This window comes from Paenibacillus sp. FSL E2-0201, from assembly GCF_037963325.1.
Classification (GTDB): Bacteria; Bacillota; Bacilli; order Paenibacillales; family Paenibacillaceae; genus Paenibacillus_AQ.
This window is the reverse complement of the sequence record NZ_CP150154.1, coordinates 924,207-943,082: the sequence shown is the minus strand read 5'-3', so window position 1 is coordinate 943,082 and position 18,876 is coordinate 924,207. Positions and strand designations below refer to the sequence as shown.

The window sequence follows — 18,876 nt, the reverse complement described above, 5'->3', positions numbered from 1 at the left end:
GTTACATATTAGTTCCCTAATACGTAACTCTATTTATTACATTAGCTTTTATTCATTGCACTAATGCAAAATCAATACACCAAACCCTTCCAAAGTAACCTCACCCGATAATGTTGTTCCGCTTAGTAAATCCGTTTTGGTCTCATGTAGATGTATGGTGGCAGGCGTCTCACTATAGTTAAGTAAAAAAGTATAACTGGAATTAGCCGCGCTACGAATTTGCAGCTCTACTTCTGCTGGAAGCTCGATCCACTCTGCTGGCGACTGCAGACCGATTTGATCAATGATTATAGACGCTGCTTGTTCATTAAAGACTGCTCCGTGATACCAAACTTCGCCTTTGCCGCGATGATTTCTCGTAACCGCCGGTTTTCCCGCGTAATAGTCCGAGGCATAAACCGCCATGACTTCGGCCGAATCATCCTCAATTCGGAGAATATCATTAAAATCATCTGCCCCAGTGACCACTTCGGTCGCACCTGACCAGCTAATCGTTGTTGGTTGACGACTGCCTTTAACCATTGTGAATTCTTCGACTGTGATCCCGCATAGATCCCTGGCAGCACCTGGGAACGGACGCATATAACATTGACCGCGTTCATCCTTATAACCGGTTCTACATCCGAAGATCAGTTTTCCACCTTGCTGAACATATTCATCCAGTAGTGACGCTGTCTCATCTGTCATGATCGCTGGGTGAGGATAGATAAGCACATCATATCGTGCGAGTTCTTCCAGCGTTGTCTTTTTGCGTAAATAGAATACGTCATTCGGGATATGCTTCCGCTGGAGAGCTTTGTACCACTCCTTGTTGCTCTTCCACATAAACGGACCATGCCACACATCGTATTCTCCATCCCACTCATTATCATAATCACGAACAATAGCAACGTTAGCCTGATTACGAGTGCCGATAAGTGCTTGACCTGCCGCCGCCAGCTCTTGTCCGATCTGTCCCGCTTCCCGTACTCTTCGGTTCGGCTGATTATGATAGTCGTTAATGCCATGCCAATAGATTTCATTACCCATCGTGGCTGTCCGCCAGCGGAAATACAGCACCATATCGGCGCCATGAGCGATCGATTGATAAGTCCATAACCGCATCTGTCCCGGCTTCGGAGAAGGCATATCCATCCGGTTCACCCAGCCACCCGGCCCCGATTGCTGCTCCATAATACAGAAATTCGGAGAAATCGAACGGACAACAGATAACGACAGCCCCCAGCCTCTATCATTCAGCGGATTCCGCTCATTCGGGTCATTAGAAATAGTAGAGAACTGCGGATAAGAATCATAGCTGAAGAAATCCAGCAGCTCATCCGTCATTTCATGGCTATCGAGATGCCCGAACAGACCATTCGTGGTTACCCATTGTTTTGGAGCATGTTTACGAATGATATCCGCTTGGTTTTTGGCAAAAGAGATCGTATTGTCCGATATAAACCGTTTTTCATCCAAAGCCTGATGGGGATTAGGCTGCTTAGATACTGGAGTAGGCCGTGGAAGATAGACCTGAGACCAGTCACTGTAGCTTTGATTCCAAAAAACAGCTCCCCAAGCCTCGTTCAAATGCTCAAGCGTAACATATTTCTGCTGCAGCCATTCCCGAAAAGCCTTATGGTCACTCTCGGAGTAAAATTCACTAATTTCGCAGTTGAGCTCATTATCAATTTGCCAGCCGACTACACCTGGATGATTGCCGTAATGTTTAACCATCTGTTCCGTAATCCTTGCACACAGCTCCCGATATATGGGGCTACTGTAATTATAATGACGACGCATGCCATGCTGAAGGGTAACACCTTCATACGTCACGTTCAATACTTCTGGATACTTATGGGTCAGCCAAGCTGGAGGGGTTGCCGTCGGGGTTCCGAGAACAACCTGCAGACCATTTTTATGAGCTAAATCAATCGCCCGATCAAAGAGTCCGAACTGGAATTCACCCTCAGCAGGTTCAAAAATTGACCAAGCAAATTCCCCCATCCGAATGATCGTGAAGCCCAGTTCCCGCATCCGGCGATAATCGTCCTCCCACAGGCTTTCAGACCAGTGTTCCGGATAATAACAGACGCCAAGCTCGAATTTTTCTGTTGCGACAGGTTTCTTCATGATTACCTCCAAAGTATTAAAAATATGCTTTCAGTATTTTATAATTCTATTGTAGTATCAGTAATAAGAAGGCTTATATAACAAAATATTGCGATCGTATAACAATCTTGCGTTAATTACCTTAATCCAACTAGCGCTCTGCAGCGCGATAGAAACGGGTGCTGTCAATCATGAAGAAACAATGGTATTTGCCGACACCGGCTTTTTCAAAATATGTCTGTTATCCTGAATTTTTGGGGCACTACACTCACTTTCCACAGCATACTGAGAGAAGAAGTGAAGGGTTTCTTGGAAGCTATAACCTGCATTTAATCTTTGGTGGGGAAGGTTATGTATTCCATGAGGGTGAACGTATTCCGATGAGCAGAGGACGAGGTTTTCTTTACCCTAAAGGTGCTTATCAGCAGTATGGGTCTGATCCCGGAGAGCCTTGGGATGTTCGTTGGGTTCATTTTAGTACTGAAATTGTACTCCCCTTATTAGAAGAAGTGGACCAGTCACGTGCATACCTGTTCACTTTTGATTTAGAGGCCAAACTGGACGAGCTGTTCGAGGAAATGTACTTGCTGAGCGCTTCCTATGTAACACGTAGTGAGCCAAGACTATCCGCGCTACTCTATGAGCTTCTAGTGAAATTGCTGCAGAACTCGGAACCGCTTCACGGCTCCGTCCCCCACGAGGTCAGGCAGTCTATCCGCAGTGCCGCAGATATCATACACGTCGAATGTGCCCGCCCTTGGTCACTCGAGTCGATGGCAAGACTAACAGGGTATAGTAGCTATCATTTTCTTCGGCTGTTCCGGATGGTTATGGGGAAAACCCCAAACCGTTATTTAACGGATTGTCGACTGGCCAGAGCAAAGCTTCTACTGGTTTCTACCGGACTCTCCATTGCTCAGGTTGCGATACAATCCGGCTTTTCCCAGTCCAGCTATTTTATTAAAGTGTTCAGAACGTTTGAGGGAATGTCTCCCGTAAAGTACCGACAGGCTTTTGGATCATAATGCTTAAACGATGAACAAGAAAAAACCGAACGACAATCAGAGATAATCCTGAAGTACGTTCGGTGCAACGGTATATTTATTTAATCTCTTTCATAAATGATCTGAAGTTTTCTACGATCTCTTTTGCTTTCGTACGATATAAATAATGTCCTTCTTCAAAGGTTATCACTTTTCCATTTACAGAGTCTTTCACTTGCTTTACATGCTCTGGTAACCATCTATCCGTTACTGGATGATTCGCTTGTACAAATAAGATTAGAGGAAGATTTTTGGGAAACGATAAATTTTCAGCTCCTTTAAAATTAGAATACATACTTCCGGCTTCATTTAATTGGGTAGGATTATATATGTTTTGGCGATTAATCAATCTCATTTGTTCTTTTGTTGTATCATCAAATGGCAGTTCAGCAATGGGGTCAGCACTTAGTTTCATTTGTAATCTGATGAGACCTGATTTTTTGAGTAGATTTAAAGCTCTCAATGCCGAGGCTTCAATCTTCCGCTCACTTAGCGATGGAACGCTGCTATCGAGCCCGACAAATGCACTCACTTCATTTTCATATTTGTTAACATAATCTATTCCGTAAAGGCCAGAAATGGAGTGACCCATTAGAATATAACGGTCAATATGAAGACCCTGTAGAGCTTCATGAATTTCACTTACAATATTCTCTGTGCTGCGCTCCTTTTTGGTCAGATCACTTAATCCATACCCAAAAGGCTCAATCACGACAACTTTGTAAAACGGGGATAGCTCATCTATTAATGCTTTAAAATCAAGAGCTGGTGCTGCTGTGCCATAGCCTGGTAGAAGCACGACTGTTTCTTCGCCATCCCCTTGAATCAAAACATTCATGTTCTTCCCATCTACAGGTACTAGCTGACCATAAGGTTCTATTCTTCTTTGTTCCGATTTGTTGCTGATCAGATTAACGGTATACACAATGGCGAGAAACAGCACGATGGCTATGATTATTGCTCCTAATATTTTAACTAGAATATTTAGTATCTTGCTTGTTCTCGCGCCTGCCTTCGTTGTTATGGCTTCTCTTATTTTCACTCGTATCTTCTCCTGTCATCCTCTGTGTATTGGACTGCCCTAAACCACTGTTAAGCTAAGGCTAACCAATGAAGATGTACTCCCCATGACGTCATCATGAACAGAATATGAACAGACAAAAAAATACTTATATACCCACACAAAAAGCAAGCCAAGAGCCGGGCTCATGGCTTGCTTCCTTTTGAAATAAACTCCCTATTCCTGCACCTTCAATTTAAAGCATCCGCTGACAAAATCCTGCTGGATATCCGGCAGAGCCAGTCCGACCTGCATTAGCCGGTCACCGCCGTAAACCTCACCACTTGCCTCCAGAGTATAATTCAGCTCCGGATTCAAGCCATTCAGCTTCAGGCTGCGGCGTGGCGGGTGCGGCACAGCCATTACCCGGAAGTAATAAATTAGTGCCTCATGTTGATCGTCTGAGACGAACATCCATGCCGTCTCATTCCCCTCGAACGGGCTTTGCAGACGGTACAGATTGCCCTGCTGTACAAGACTGCGGATCTGTTTATAGTTCGCAATCTGCTCCCTCACAAGCTCCTTCTCTTCGTCAGTAAACTTGGTAAGATCCAGCTCATAACCAAAATTACCGGACATAGCTACATCTCCACGGAAGGAAAGCGGGGTGATCCGTCCTACCTGATGATTCGGTACGGCAGACACATGCGCGCCTATCGAACTAACCGGATATACCAGACTTGTTCCATATTGAATCTTTAGCCGTTCCACAGCATCGGTATCATCACTGGTCCAGGTCTGCGGCATGTAATGCAGCATACCCGGGTCGAAGCGTCCACCACCACTACAGCAGCTCTCGAACAGGATATGTGGAAACTCTGAAGTGATTCGCTCCAATAGCTCATACAGACCAAGGACATAACGATGTGCAGTCTCCCCTTGGCGTTCAGGGGGTAACTCTGCAGAGCCAATCTCCGTTAAACAACGGTTCATATCCCATTTCACATAGCTAATGGGCACCGTCGAGAAAATTCGGGATAATGACTCATAAATGTACTGGCGCACATCTTCCCGTGTATAGTCCAGCACCAATTGCCAGCGGGCTTCGCTGCGGCGGCGTCCCGGCACATGCAGACACCAGTCGGGATGCTTACGATAGAGGTCGCTATCTGGCGAGATCATTTCTGGCTCGAACCAGAGTCCGAACTGTAAACCTAGATGGTTCACGCGCTGGGCAACATCAGACAATCCGCCTGGAAGCTTGCGTAGATCCTCCACCCAGTCTCCGAGAGAGGAATTGTCAGCGTCTCTTTTGCCAAACCAGCCATCATCCAGCACGAATAGCTCGATCCCAAGCTTCGCGCCTTCGGCCGCAATGGACTCCAGTTTGTCCGCATTGAAGTTAAAATAGGTAGCTTCCCAATTGTTGACCAGAATAGGCCGTTCCTTATCTCTAAATACCCCTCTGCATAAACGGGTCCGGTACAAACGGTGATAGGTTCTCGACATTTCCCCGATCCCCTCAGATGAATACACCATAACTACTTCTGGGGTCTGGAATTGTTCTCCCGGCTCCAGTAGCCATGAGAAATCAAAAGCGTTCAGCCCCATCGTAAATCTTGTCATCCCGAAAGAATCGACCTCTGCCTCGGCTTCAAAGCCTCCGCTATATACAAGACTGAAGCCGTAGGCCTCTCCATGATTTTCATCCGTTTCAGGTTTCACCAGCGCTGCAAATGGATTTAACTGATGACTGCTCATCCCTCTGCGGCTCCCAATGGTCGTACCCCCTTGCACCAGACGTCTGCGAGTCAGATTACCTTCTCTTGACCAGGCCCCTGCCAAATAGATCATATCCATTTCGCCAGACGAGAAATCGACACTGGCACTCAGTGCACGTTGTAATTGGAGCTGGGCATCTCCACCATTTGTGAACTCCACAGAGCGGGTAATCACGTTAGAGTCCTCATATATGGTATATCGTAAAATAACAGTTAGCTTGGCATAATCATCCTTGAGCGTAAGCTCCAGCGTCTGTGCTTCTTGGTCGGACTCCACATATACTGAAGGCAGCCCAGCAAGTGCTGGTTTCCCCTCCGTGACCCGGTACCCACTGTATTTCAATTCCGTGATACGAGTGCCATCTTCAAGCCGAACTTGATAAGCAGGTGTTCTGAAATCTCCCGTTCCATATTGTGGGTATTCCTGCGGGAGTCGGTCAAGCCCCGTATTTCCTCCCAGATTCAACAGCCCTTCCAAATTACTGTCACTCCGTAGCTTCTTGCCCCAATACACATGTGCCGGATAATCATTGATAAGCTGAAGAATATAACTCATTCCTGCACTTTGTAAATGGAAAAGCCCCTGATCTTCCTGAATTAAAATCCCCATGCGCTAGTCCTTCTCTCCTTAAGATTTACAGTAAATCTTCGCTAACAAAATCAACCATAGATTTAACCTTTAGCCCCTTAGGAACGGCCGGAATCCAATCTCTTCCATCCTTGCCCCGCTGAGAGAATACTATCGTCTTGGACTGTCCTGGGAGAAGATCAAAGAAGTTGTCGGAGAATATACCTTCATCCTCTGAGATCAGGTATACGCCTCTAGCCAATACATTACTTGTCACAGTGAAGCTTAAACCACCGCTATCCGGAGTTTCCTCTATCTTAATCACTGAATGCTGCAACGGAATTTCTGTTTCCGGGACAAAATAATGCACCTTGCGGTCTATCACCTGTCCATCAGCCTGCAAGTTAATCTCTAACACTGCCTCGTCTGATCCATGACCTTCTAGCAATTCCACCACAGGAGACGAGAATACAATAGCCGTAGAATCGGCTCCGAGCTCAACCGGATGTGTCCACTCTCGTAGCACCGAGCCGTCAAACTTATACAGCCTAAGCATCAGCTCAGAAGTTATTGCTCTTCTTAAGTCAGAAACGACATGAACGTCAATCCGCTCACGGTCTGTACCATCAATAGACAACAAGACATCCTTGAAGCTTGAGCGTACGGTATATTGCAAAGCTTTCCAGCGCCCGTTGTAATCCATACCCGCCCAAGAAGCAACCGGCCAGCAATCATTCATCTGCCAATATATAGTGCCCATACAATAAGGTTTATTTCTTCTGTGACTTTCAATCGCAATTCGGATCGCTTCAGCTTGCAAAATTTGACTCATATATAGAAATGCTTTGAAATCCTTCGGCTGCGGCAGATACATATCCATATATTCTTTGATCAGCAGATTACCGCGGCCATTCTTCTGATGAGCCAGCATCACCTTTGAAGTAAGCTCCAAATCCTGCTCTTCGGCATAACTCATTACGGTTTTCAGTTCCGGGAACGACTGGAAGCCATACTCACTCATAAAGCGGCCAACCTTTGTATTATAATTCTCAAAAGGCTCAATTCCGTGCCACACGCCCCAGTAATGAACATCCCCATCCCCCGCCATCCGCGTCGCATGCTGATCCATATTGCCCGTCAGATCCCGCAGCGGCGAAGACGGCCAATAGTCTACTCCTGGATGGAAAGCGGTAACAGCCTCCGGCAGAATATGGTGGAATATTTTCTCATAATCAGCCCACATGCTCGCTCTATGTTCAGCATCGATTTTTTCTTTCCAGCCCCAGCCCATATTTTCCTCGAACTGTGACCAGGCCGAATCAATCTCGTTATTGCCACACCATAAGGCGATGCAGGGATGATTGCGCAATCTTTTGACGTTATACTCCGCTTCTTTCTTCACATTTGCAAGGAACGCCTCGTCCCCCGGATACATGCTGCAAGCAAACATAAAATCCTGCCAGACCAGCAGACCATATTCATCACAAAGCTTATAAAAAATCTCCTCTTCATAAAAACCGCCGCCCCATACGCGCAGCATATTCATGTTTGATTCTACCGCCGTGACAATTTCATGCCGATACCGCTCCTCGGTAACTTCTGTGATGAAGCTGTCATTCGGAATATGGTTGGCACCTTTAGCAAAGACCGGCACACCATTCAGCGCGAAAGAAAATGAAGTTCCCTTGGCATCGCGTTCCCGAATCAATTGAATACTGCGCAGTCCGGTTCTTACACTTTTGCTAATTATAGCTTCCTTACCCTGCACCAAATCGGCTTGGAAAGTATATAAATGAGGTTCGCCTAGCCCTCTACACCACCAGAGCTGCGGCTGATCTATCACGATATCCATCTCTACTTGCTGTTTGCCACCCTCTAATGTAACTGTTCGCATCCATTCTAAGCCATCGGCGCTTATACGCAGCATTCCCTGCCAAGCAGTAGGAGCATCCACTTCAATAATTGCGGTCAGTCGAGCTTCTTCCTTGGTGATCACATTTTGACGGATATAGAGATCTGTGATTTGAACTTCGTCACGTCCCTCAAGGGAGGCTTCACGCCATATGCCACTGGTCAAGAAACGCGGGCCCCAGTCCCAGCCGTAATGATAAGGAGCTTTGCGGGCAAAAACACTAATCCGCTGTTCATCCAGCCCCCCAAGCTCGGATTGATCATTCGGTGCAGGCAACGTATACCCCAGCTTTGCTAGTTTAGGCAAATCCTCTTTGACTACAGAGCGGAACCTCACTCTAATATTGTTCTCACCAATCTTCAGCTGATCTTTGACATCCACTCTCCACGCCAAAAACATATTATCTGCAGCGAGTACATGTACATTATTCACATAAACATCAGCATAGGTATCAAGACCTTCAAAGATCAGCTCCTTGCAAGAAAGCCCCGACCACTCTTCACCAAGCTGCAAAGTCGTTTGATATTCCCAATCCTTCTTATCAATCCACTGTAGATTATGTTCATTCATTCCATAGAAGGGATCCTCAATTTTTCCGTTCTTCAGTAAATCCGTATGGACCGTGCCTGGCACAGTAGCTGGAAGCCACTCCTCATCTCCGCAACCTCTAAATTCCCACTTTGCAAGCTTCATCTCTAGCTGTTTCATTTTATCCTCCTAAAAGTTTTGTAGAGCATATGCTTCTTTGAACGACTTCATACAAAACTCACTTCGAAAGCATTTGCTTAAAGTTTTGTAGAGCATATGCTTCTTTGAACGACTTCGTACAAAACTCGCTTCGAAAGCAGCAGCTTAAGTTTTGTAAGCCTATTCATCTTTCAAAATAGCATACCTCTTCTAGCATTTCATTGAAGTCAATTGATATTCTTTGTATTTTGTTATCCATTCGTTAGGAATGCACTAATTATAATCGCTCAAACAAAACAAATAAAGACAATAAATAATAATACAATACATTTCTAAACGCTTTATTTAAAGCTATAATGTTCATGTAAACGCTAACAAAATAATGAAAAGGGGATTAAGTTATGAGAAATAAGTTATTTTCGTTATCTTTTGTTATGATCATGGTTTTATCATCAACGCTTGCTGGCTGCGGCTCGAACAACGGCAACAGTACAAATAACGGGGCTTCCGCAACAGATAAGCCCGCAGCAACGAATACAGAAAATACAAGTGGTGATTCAACAAACACCGCAACAGCTGAGCCTGCAGCGGGAGCTGATATTAGCGGAAAAATCACCTTCCTGACCAACAGAACAGACATGATTGGTAAAGAATACGACGAATATTTAAAGCGCTTTAATGAGAAATACCCGAATATTAAAGTCGAATTCGAAGCTTCTCAGACCGACTATAATCAACAAGCTAAAGTCAGAATGGCCAGCGGCGAGCTTCCAGACGTTATGTTCGTGCCTACCATCCCTAACTCCGACCTGCCGAAATACTTCGCTTCACTGGATGATCTTGGTCTGAACGATCAAATCACCTTTAAAGACTTTAAATCCTTTGATGGCAAGCTGTACGGAATTACCACAGGGAACTCTACATCCGGGATTGTTTATAACAAAAAAGCATTTGCCGATGCCGGTATCACAGAAACACCAAAGACTTGGGATGAATTTTTGGCTGCCTGCGAGAAGCTGAAAGAAAAAGGTGTCATTCCACTGGCTTCTAACTTCAAAGATAAATGGCCGCTTGGTACATGGGCTTATGATACACCCCGCCTGATTGCAGGTAATCCTGACTTCCCTAACGAGAAATTGAACACAGAAACACCATTCACGATGGATAACGGCTATGGGAAAGCCTTTAGTCTGCTGAGAGAGCTTAACGAAAAAGGCTATCTGGAAAAAGACATCAACTCTACTAACTGGGAGCAATCGAAAAAAGACATCGCTTCCGGCAAGTTCGCCATGTACTATCTCGGAAACTGGGTTATTAACCAAGTTATTGGAGTCGGAGCTCCTTCAGACAATGTTGGCTTCTTCCCGTTGCCTTATGATAATTCGGGCAAACCATCTGCTACCCTCAGCCCTGACTTCTTCTATGCTGTCGCCAAAAACAGTAAAAACTTAGAGGCAGCAAAAGCTTTTGTAAAATGGATGATTGAGGATTCGGGATATGAGGATTTCGCGGGCTTTATCTCTCCATTAAAAGGAAAAGAGTCTAATCTGGCTCAGCTAAAAGAATTCCAGGCTACTGGAGTAGAGCTTATAGAAGGAACTGTCGATGATGCGAAGGTTACAGAGATCGGCAATAAGGCACAGCTGGATCTTCCAGCAGTAGTTCAAGAATTCGTGCTTGCTAAGGACCCACAATCTGTAATAGACAAGTGGAACAAGGCTTGGGCAAAAGCCAAGAAAGACCTCGGCTATTAATTAAGGCATCTTTTCACTCATGAAATAGAAGTACACTACGGCGCAAAATGGATTATCGCCCTTACGGATAATCCATTTTGCCTTTCCATATCAAGCTTTTATGAAAGAAGGGCTAGCGATGTTCGGAACACTTTCCTATAACAAACAGAAAATGATAATCATCGTATCATTCCTCACGATCCCATTGTTGCTCCTTGCGACGTTTACGTATTATCCAGCGCTTAAGCTGATCTATTACAGCTTTACCAACTGGGATGGCTATAGCCCTGAGAAACCTTGGGTTGGTCTTGCTAATTACCGCGAGGTCTTCTCTAATCCTGATATTTTCAAAGTATTTACACATAACTTTGCTTATTTCGCTATGGGAATTATTCAGAACATTGTCGCCATTTATTTTGCAGTTGTTTTGAATAGTAAACTCAAAGGTAAAAATGCATTCCGAATCTTACTTTTCCTTCCTTACATCATGAACGGGGTTGCCGTTGCTTTTATGTTTGGTTATGTCTTTGACACTACTAACGGCTCATTGAACATGTTCCTGAATAGCATCGGTCTAACCGGACTAGGACAGACCAGCTGGCTCGGAACAGAAGGTCTGGTCAACTACTCTCTGGCGTCCACAGGATTTTGGCGTTTCATGGGCTATAACATGGTCATCTACATCGCCTCTTTGCAGGCCATACCAAACGATATCTATGAAGCCTCAAAGATCGATGGTGCCGGACCTTTTCAGACGCTTTGGAGAATCACTTTACCCAATATGAAGCCAGTCATCCAGCTTAACTTATTTCTCACCGTCACCGGGGCACTGGAAGTATTCGATCTCCCCTTCGTACTGACCAAGGGCGGCCCTGCAGGTGCCAGCGAAACTTACGTTCAGAAAGTTGTAGATACTGCATTTGCTTACAACAACTATGGTCTCGCTTCTGCCATGAGTATTATCCTGCTCTTCTTTGTCGTTATCGTACTGTTAATTCAACAACTAGTTCTTAGCCGGGGAGGAGACAAATAGACATGACACACTCCAAGTTTCGCTTCACAGACTTCATTAAATACTTCTCGCTAATAATCGGCGTATTTGTCGTACTCTTTCCTCCTTATGTTGTTATCGTAAACGCCTTCAAATCAACTGATGAATTCAACAGCAGTAGCTCCATGGCGTTGCCGACAAGCTTTTTAAACTTTGATAATTTCATTGCAGTCTTCCAGCGTGGGGGTCTACTTAACGGCTTTGGTAACGTGTTAATTATTATTGCTATTACTTTAATTCTGAACATTCTATTTGGAACTATGGTAGCATTTGTACTGGGACGCTTCTCTTTTAAATTAAAACCTGTTGTCTTCGGTGCTTATTTAATAGCCACTATTATTCCAAGCATCACGACACAAGTAGCGACTTTTGGTATCATCAAAAGCATGGGGCTTTATAACACGCTCGGCGCACCTATCGTGCTCTACATCGGAGCAGATGTGATTCAAATTATTCTTTATTTGCAATTTATCCGTAATATTCCCGTAGATCTCGATGAGAATGCGATGGTTGAAGGCGCATCTCTTTTCAAAATCTATCGCTCGATTATTTTCCCATTATTGACGCCGGCTACAGCTACTTTGATTATCTTGAAGACGATTAGTATTTATAATGACATGTACATCCCTTATCTATATATGCCAAAACAAAGCCTGGGCGTAGTTACGACGATACTGATGCGTTTTCAGGGGGTCAATTCAGGAGAGTGGAATTTGATCTGTGCGGCCATTCTACTTATCTTACTTCCAACAATAATTCTATATTTCTTCCTACAACGTTATATCTTTGAAGGCGTAACCAGCGGTGCAGTTAAATAAGGCAGCTCACTTTAAGAAAGGACAACGCAAATGGTATCATTCATCCGGCTAGTCTTACGTAAAATGTGGTTGTTCCTTGCCAATCTTCCGATGGAGCGGAAACTGATCGTCGTATTTATCTTTTTGATCTCGCTTCCAATCACTTATGTTAGTTATTTGTCCTCCCGCTCCATGTTCAATTCTGTTCTTGTGAATGCAACGGAAAGCGCGAACCAAATGACATCGAACGCCTCTGATACCATTGACCGTTATGTCGCCGATCTAAAAAGATATACTGCGCTGCCGCTGTATAATACCGATGTACAATTCTACCTTACTCAGCAAAATACCGACTGGGATAAAAATACTGGCATGGCGATGTTCCTGAGCTACTTGAAGCATACGAAGGAAGAGATCATCGCCGTGTACATGGTGGATCAATACGGTTCTGTTTTTTATGATAGAGTCCCAGGAATCCACGAGCTATATCCTGAGGAACGATTAGCTGAGTGGAGGACCTTAAGTGAAGAAGCTGGGGCCGCTCCTGTCATTCAAGGCAAACATACGATTCGTGTAAACTCCAATCTCCATAGAGAGGTTATCAGTGTACTTCGTACCATTAATTCTGTAAGCACGCTAGATAATATAGGAATTCTCGTATTTGATGTAGACATCAACTTGTTTAAGGGGATCATCGATCCCGTAAATGCGGTAACGCAAGGCAATACACTAATTGTAGATAATAACGGAGAACTGATCTATGCAGGTGAAGAGTCCGCAGACTCGATGCAAGCTGGCGAGGAGCAAAGTCTGAACACGCAGCTTTTGCTGCAGCATGTGAATCAGCAACAGGATCATTTTCAAATAGAAATCAATGGCCAGTCTTATCTTGCAGTGTATACCGTTTCGAAACAGACAGGTTGGACGACAATGGTTACGATTCCTTTGGCCCGTATCCTGTCACCTGTACAAAAGAATCGCAATGCTCTTATATTGACTACACTGATCATTATTGCTTTTGCACTTTGTGTTGCGACGATTATCTCACATGCGCTGACCAAACCTCTTAAATCTTTAGTCCGTCTAATGAAACGGGTACAGCACGGTAATCTGGATGTCTGGCAGCACTCCAAATACAATGATGAGATCGGTATGCTCGGCAGTCATTTTAATCGAATGATCATAAGGGTCAAGGATCTGCTGCAGGAAGTATCCCTCACCGAGAAGCGTAAGCAGAAGGCTGATATGAGAGCACTTCAGAACCAGATCAATCCACATTTTATTTATAATACGCTGGAGTCTATCCGTATGCTGGCAGAGAGTAATGATGACCCACGTGTAGCGAAGCTTACCTATTTGCTTGGACTTCAGATGCGTTACAGTATTGTCCGAAGCGAAGAAGACGTTACGATCAGACAAGAGCTGGATCATGTACGAAATTATTATCATCTGCTGCAAATCCGGTTCCCAGATAAGTTTAGTCTAGACATTGATGTGCCCGAGAAATTTTTACATCTTCCTGTAATCAAGCTTGTCTTTCAGCCGATTGTGGAGAACGCGGTCTTTCATGGCTTGGATCAAAAAGTAGGGCTCGGCACCTTGCGCATCACCGCATGGAGTGAGCATGGAAAAGTCGTATTCTGTGTAGAAGATGATGGGATCGGGATGGATGAAGCTACCCTTCGATCCTTAAATAATAGTCTGCAAAATGGGACTGAAAGTGAAATGTTCGGAATTGGTCTACGAAATGTGAATGAGAGAATCCGCCTGCATTACGGCAGCTCATTCGGGCTCCTTGTAGAGAGTACGCTCGGAGTGGGTACTCGTGTTACGCTACGCATTGAGGACATTACCTTCACTACGCATAGTGAAGATGACATGAATTACGGAGAGGAGATGCTCTGATTGCTGCGAATTGCAATTGTTGACGATGAAATCCTGATCCGCGAAGGTCTAGCCCGAATGATCAGCAAAGAAAACACTGAATTCCTGGTCATCGGCACCTACTCCGATGGGAAACACTTGCTTGACGAGTTACCTTCACTTCAACTTGATGTTGTGATTACTGATATTCGTATGCCGCAAATCAACGGCTTGGAATTAATTAAACAGTTAAAAACCAGTCACCCTCAAATCCGCTCCATTCTGATGAGTGGATTTGTTGAATTTAATTATGCCAGAGAAGCCATACGCAGCTCTGCAGTAGACTACTTATTAAAGCCGATCGATAAGGAGCAACTATTCGAGCTGCTTTATCAATTGGAGGAAGAGCAACAGTTCTCTCGTGACAAGGAGGTACGTCACCGTTCTGGTCTCTTGCTGACCCTACTTCAAGTCGATGAGCCCCCTTCCCCCTTGCTGTTGTCGAGTCTTATCTTGCCCCAGCCTTATTTCTCGGTCTTTGTGTTCAAAGGAAGACCCCGAGAGACCGTCTGTTTCTGTGTAGACAGTCTGAGGCAAGAGAGGACATTTAGCATCGACAGCTTAGAGATTCAGAATGGTCTGCACGTCTGTATCCTGTATTCTACGAAGCCACTCTCAAACAGCGATTGGAATGACATGGGTGACAGGATCCGTATCTCTGCCAATGGTATGATATTGCATATAGGTGCTAGCCGTTCATATAATGATACCACCAAGCTTAGACAAGCATATCTAGATGCTAAGTTAGCCTGCAGTGTCGGTATTTATAATCCAGATCGACTGCATTATGTGAATATTCAGGACATTCGACAGCCTGAGATAAATATTCTAGAGCCTTTTAATGCGATCAAGGAACCCTTAATCCATGATCTGCAGATTCTAAATATGGAGGGTGCCTTAGAACGTGTGCATAGCTTATTCTCAGTACTGAGATCACAACAAGCTGCGCCCGATCAAATTCTCCGTGTCTGTGGATGGGTTATTGAATCTGCGCAGAAAGAACTGCAAGAATTCGAGACCCTCTACAAAGATGCTCGCACTTTCGGGCTGGATGAAAGCATCGCGTCCAGTATGAGCTTCAGTGAAATTGAGCGTGGTTTCACCGACCAATTCTCTAGCATTCTGTTTGAGATCAGAGCCCATCGCCTAGAGATGTCCGGTACAGCTGTAGAAACCATAAAGCGCTGGATATCAGCCAACTATAATCAACATGCCGATCTAAATACCTTGGCGAATATGGTTTTTTTGACACCAAGCTATCTAAGTAAGCTGTTCAAACAAGAGACTGGACTTACTTTAACGGACTACATCACGGAAATTCGGCTACGTAAAGCCAAGCATCTGCTTAAGAATGCCCCTGATCTAAAGATTCACGAGATTGGTGCAGAAGTTGGATATGGCGATCCAGCCTACTTCAATAAGCTTTTTAAACGTGTAGTCGGTGTTACACCCAATGAATATAAACGAATTTCTATCGTATAAGGAGATTGATCACTTGCAGTCACAGCTTCACACGAGTAGCGATAATCATGAAACAATCACCGTCTATGACACAACAGAACTATATGGTGAAAAAGGTATGTTCCGCGTCATGCAGTTTTCCAATCAGGCCATTCAAGGTGCAATGGATCTCAATCACCCGGAACGAGTTGTGTTTGAATATCCGCGAGCCATTATTCACTTGATGGAAATTAACGCTCCCTTTTTCGAGGATGCCTTTCTTATTGGTCATGGGATTGGAACGATTGCTGGGTATTTTCTAGACAAAAGATTCAAAGTAGCTGAGGTGGACAGTGAAGTAGTCGAATTAAGCCGCCGCTATTTCGGATACACACAAGATAACGTAGTGATCGGTGACGGACGTCAGATCCTTGAAGGTGAGGAACACCAGAAATATGATTACATCATCTTGGACGCTTTCACCGCCGCAGGTACACCGAGACATTTAATCTCCAGTGAATTTTTCAGCATCGCGTATTCAAAACTGAATGCCGAAGGGTATCTCCTTATGAATCTTATGGGAAAAGGAGAAAATGACCCTCACATTAACGCGATTCATACCACGCTTGCGGAAGAATTCACCTACATCAAATCCTTTGCGCTGGCTTCAGAAGGGGCTGCGGATATCAAAAACATCATTATTATAGGTGGATTTAAGCCGATTCGCTTTCAAGCTCGCCACATGGCAGGCTTTAATGAAATCCAGCTTGGGCAAGGATATCTTATTCGGGATTAAAGTATATATTAAAAATGACCTCGTCCTCCACTTCATTGTGGATGTTGAGGTCATTTTTGGGCTGTTACTATCTGATATCCTTTACACCGGATTAGGGACAAAACTGCCACCTCGGCAATACTTCAGATAATTTAGCGCATGCACTTGTCCAGTCATTTCTAACTCACCTTGATAGACAGGATCATGCCAGCCTTCAATATCAATAGTTCCCTTATAGCCGGCTTGGCGCAGAATCGTGATGATATCCACCCAATTCGTATCTCCAAAGCCAGGTGTCCGATCCCACACATAAGACTTAGGTCCGTGAATCCCATATTCCTTGACGATATCCCAAGCAATGGTGGCATCCTTGCCATGTACGTGGAATACCTTATCCACCCATTTTCGTAGCTGCGGAATCGGATCAATCAGACCGATCAGCTGGTGGCACGGTTCCCATTCCAGACCTAAATTATCTGCTGGAACCGCATTGAACATCTTCTCCCAGGCTGAAGGATTATGAGCAATGTTCCACTCTCCGGCCTGCCAATTTCCACCCATAGAGCAATTTTCAAAAGCAATTCTTAAGCCTCGATCGGCTGCTCTTTTGGACAATTCACTAAACACCTCTGCAAATCTCGGAATCGACTCGTCAATCGAAGAACCTGGAAGACGTCCGGTGAATCCGCCGATAATATCTGTGCCGAATAAATGCGCATGATCAATCAGCCGCTCCCAGCTGGCGAGTGTGTCAGCGTTGTCGCCTGTTCCTGATAGTGGATTGCCATAAATCCCAACAGAAGAGATGACAAAATCATGTTCAGCAGCCAGTTCCCTAAGTCGTGCAGCTGTTTCTACAAGATTGGTTTCACCGGTGGTCTGCCAAAAGTTCAAGTTAAAGGACTCAAACCCATGCTGAACAATTTGCGGAATAACGGCGACGGCCTCCCCGCCACGAACTAGAGTACCTATTCTTAATGTGTCTTGCATTTGGGTTACCACTCCAATGATAGCGTTTATAGTCAGTATTATACCTTAAGTGTTTTGAGCATCTTGCAAGAGCCTCGTTTGAGCAATACCGCATCGTAGACAATATGCTGATGGCCTGATCGTCCAGAAATAAGATCAAACAGGACGCCCACGCTAGATAAGGCCATTTCTGTACCCGGTTGGCTGATCGTATCGAGTGAAGGATGAAAATATTCAGCCATCTCAATTCCGTCAAAGCCAATGATTGAAATATCATCCGGGATAGACAACCCCGCGGTAAGTACAGCTTTGGCAGCACCGATAGCAATCGTGTCAGAAGCCGCAAATATTGCGGTTACTCCCTTATTCCTTTTAAGCAGTCTTCGTGCTGCATCAAATCCCGAGCTAGGACTGTATTCACAATCCTCTACCAGCTGTGGATCATAAGGCAGATTATGTTCTTCCAGTGCTTTTTTGTAGCCCAAATATCGCCGGTTCCCTGTAGTTTCATCCAGCAGTGGGGATTTGGCTAGAAAACCAATATTCTCATGCCCAAGTGAGATCAAATAATTTGTGGCTTTATATGCTTCTTTCAATTCATTAATGGTGACACTAGAAAAGATATCCGGGTCTACCTCTTGCGTGGAGGTGATCGTCGTCAGTACAAACGGAACCGTCAGCTGCTTGAATTTCTCTTCGGAATGATTGTAGGTTCCCCCCATGAAGATGATCCCGCATAGATTTTTTTCTTTGATCAGCTGAATCGCCGCATTGATTTCATCCGTACCGTCCTCTACCTGATGAATAAGGAAAGGATAACCTCGCAGATTAGCCTGGCGCTCGATTTCTTTGATCATATTGGAGAAGAACGGATTCGTAATCCCCTTGACCATAAGTGCAATGTTCTTAGACTCCGTAGTTTTTAAATTTCTTGCATTCGAATTGGGAATGTAATTATATTCCTTTACAACATTTAGAACCTTTTCCCGTGTAGCCTTGCTCACCAGCCCCTTGTTGTTGATGACCCTGGAAACCGTCGAGATGCCCACACCGGAAATCCGCGCGATATCCTTGATATTTACGTCCACTATACTCCCCCACTTATG

General features: G+C 44.7%; 13 protein-coding genes. 7 read left to right on the top strand and 6 right to left on the bottom strand.

Annotated elements, in window-relative coordinates; translation table 11 throughout:
* Positions 1-60 precede the first annotated feature (60 nt).
* Positions 61-2,112: a beta-galactosidase gene (locus tag NSU15_RS04160; protein WP_339289307.1), complete on the bottom strand. Its 2,052-nt coding sequence runs from the start codon at positions 2,110-2,112 to the stop codon at positions 61-63.
* Between the two features lie 170 nt (positions 2,113-2,282).
* On the opposite strand from NSU15_RS04160, the gene NSU15_RS04155 reads away from it, so the two are divergent.
* Positions 2,283-3,116: an AraC family transcriptional regulator gene (locus NSU15_RS04155; RefSeq protein ID WP_052414455.1), complete on the top strand. Its 834-nt coding sequence runs from the start codon at positions 2,283-2,285 to the stop codon at positions 3,114-3,116.
* Positions 3,117-3,192: 76 nt separating this feature from the next.
* Here the strand turns inward: NSU15_RS04155 and NSU15_RS04150 are convergent, their stop codons facing one another.
* The 3 genes from NSU15_RS04150 to NSU15_RS04140 form a co-directional block, all read right to left on the bottom strand.
* The gene (locus tag NSU15_RS04150) at positions 3,193-4,170 is read right to left on the bottom strand and encodes an alpha/beta hydrolase (protein ID WP_339291239.1); all 978 of its coding nucleotides are present in this window, start codon (positions 4,168-4,170) and stop codon (positions 3,193-3,195) included.
* A 201-nt stretch (positions 4,171-4,371) separates the two neighbouring features.
* Positions 4,372-6,525 (bottom strand): alpha-galactosidase, encoded by a 2,154-nt coding sequence (locus NSU15_RS04145; RefSeq protein ID WP_339289305.1) that lies wholly within the window; start codon positions 6,523-6,525, stop codon positions 4,372-4,374.
* A gap of 25 nt (positions 6,526-6,550) precedes the next feature.
* Positions 6,551-9,103, bottom strand: a complete 2,553-nt coding sequence (locus NSU15_RS04140; RefSeq protein ID WP_339289304.1) for a glycoside hydrolase family 2 protein — start codon at positions 9,101-9,103, stop codon at positions 6,551-6,553.
* A 380-nt stretch (positions 9,104-9,483) separates the two neighbouring features.
* Here NSU15_RS04140 and NSU15_RS04135 point away from each other — a divergent pair, with 380 nt between their 5' ends.
* The 6 genes from NSU15_RS04135 to NSU15_RS04110 all read left to right on the top strand — a co-directional run bounded on the left by NSU15_RS04135 (position 9,484) and on the right by NSU15_RS04110 (position 16,822).
* On the top strand, positions 9,484-10,836 hold the full coding sequence (locus NSU15_RS04135; RefSeq protein ID WP_042124283.1) for an extracellular solute-binding protein: 1,353 nt from the start codon (positions 9,484-9,486) through the stop codon (positions 10,834-10,836).
* Positions 10,837-10,954: 118 nt separating this feature from the next.
* Positions 10,955-11,848 carry a sugar ABC transporter permease gene (locus NSU15_RS04130; RefSeq protein WP_042124281.1) on the top strand — a complete coding sequence of 298 codons (894 nt, stop codon included), beginning with the start codon at positions 10,955-10,957 and terminating at the stop codon, positions 11,846-11,848.
* 2 nt (positions 11,849-11,850) lie between these two features.
* Positions 11,851-12,684: a carbohydrate ABC transporter permease gene (locus NSU15_RS04125; RefSeq protein ID WP_042124279.1), complete on the top strand. Its 834-nt coding sequence runs from the start codon at positions 11,851-11,853 to the stop codon at positions 12,682-12,684.
* Between the two features lie 30 nt (positions 12,685-12,714).
* Positions 12,715-14,568: a sensor histidine kinase gene (locus NSU15_RS04120; RefSeq protein WP_339289301.1), complete on the top strand. Its 1,854-nt coding sequence runs from the start codon at positions 12,715-12,717 to the stop codon at positions 14,566-14,568.
* Positions 14,569-16,068: a response regulator gene (locus tag NSU15_RS04115; protein WP_339289300.1), complete on the top strand. Its 1,500-nt coding sequence runs from the start codon at positions 14,569-14,571 to the stop codon at positions 16,066-16,068.
* Positions 16,069-16,081: 13 nt separating this feature from the next.
* Entirely contained in the window at positions 16,082-16,822 is a 741-nt protein-coding gene (locus NSU15_RS04110; protein ID WP_231574043.1) for a fused MFS/spermidine synthase, read from the top strand.
* A gap of 81 nt (positions 16,823-16,903) precedes the next feature.
* Here the strand turns inward: NSU15_RS04110 and NSU15_RS04105 are convergent, their stop codons facing one another.
* Together NSU15_RS04105 and NSU15_RS04100 are read right to left on the bottom strand one after the other, a co-directional pair.
* Positions 16,904-17,791 (bottom strand): sugar phosphate isomerase/epimerase, encoded by an 888-nt coding sequence (locus NSU15_RS04105; RefSeq protein WP_076121418.1) that lies wholly within the window; start codon positions 17,789-17,791, stop codon positions 16,904-16,906.
* Positions 17,792-17,829: 38 nt separating this feature from the next.
* Positions 17,830-18,858 (bottom strand): LacI family DNA-binding transcriptional regulator, encoded by a 1,029-nt coding sequence (locus NSU15_RS04100; RefSeq protein WP_197069744.1) that lies wholly within the window; start codon positions 18,856-18,858, stop codon positions 17,830-17,832.
* Positions 18,859-18,876 lie beyond the last annotated feature (18 nt).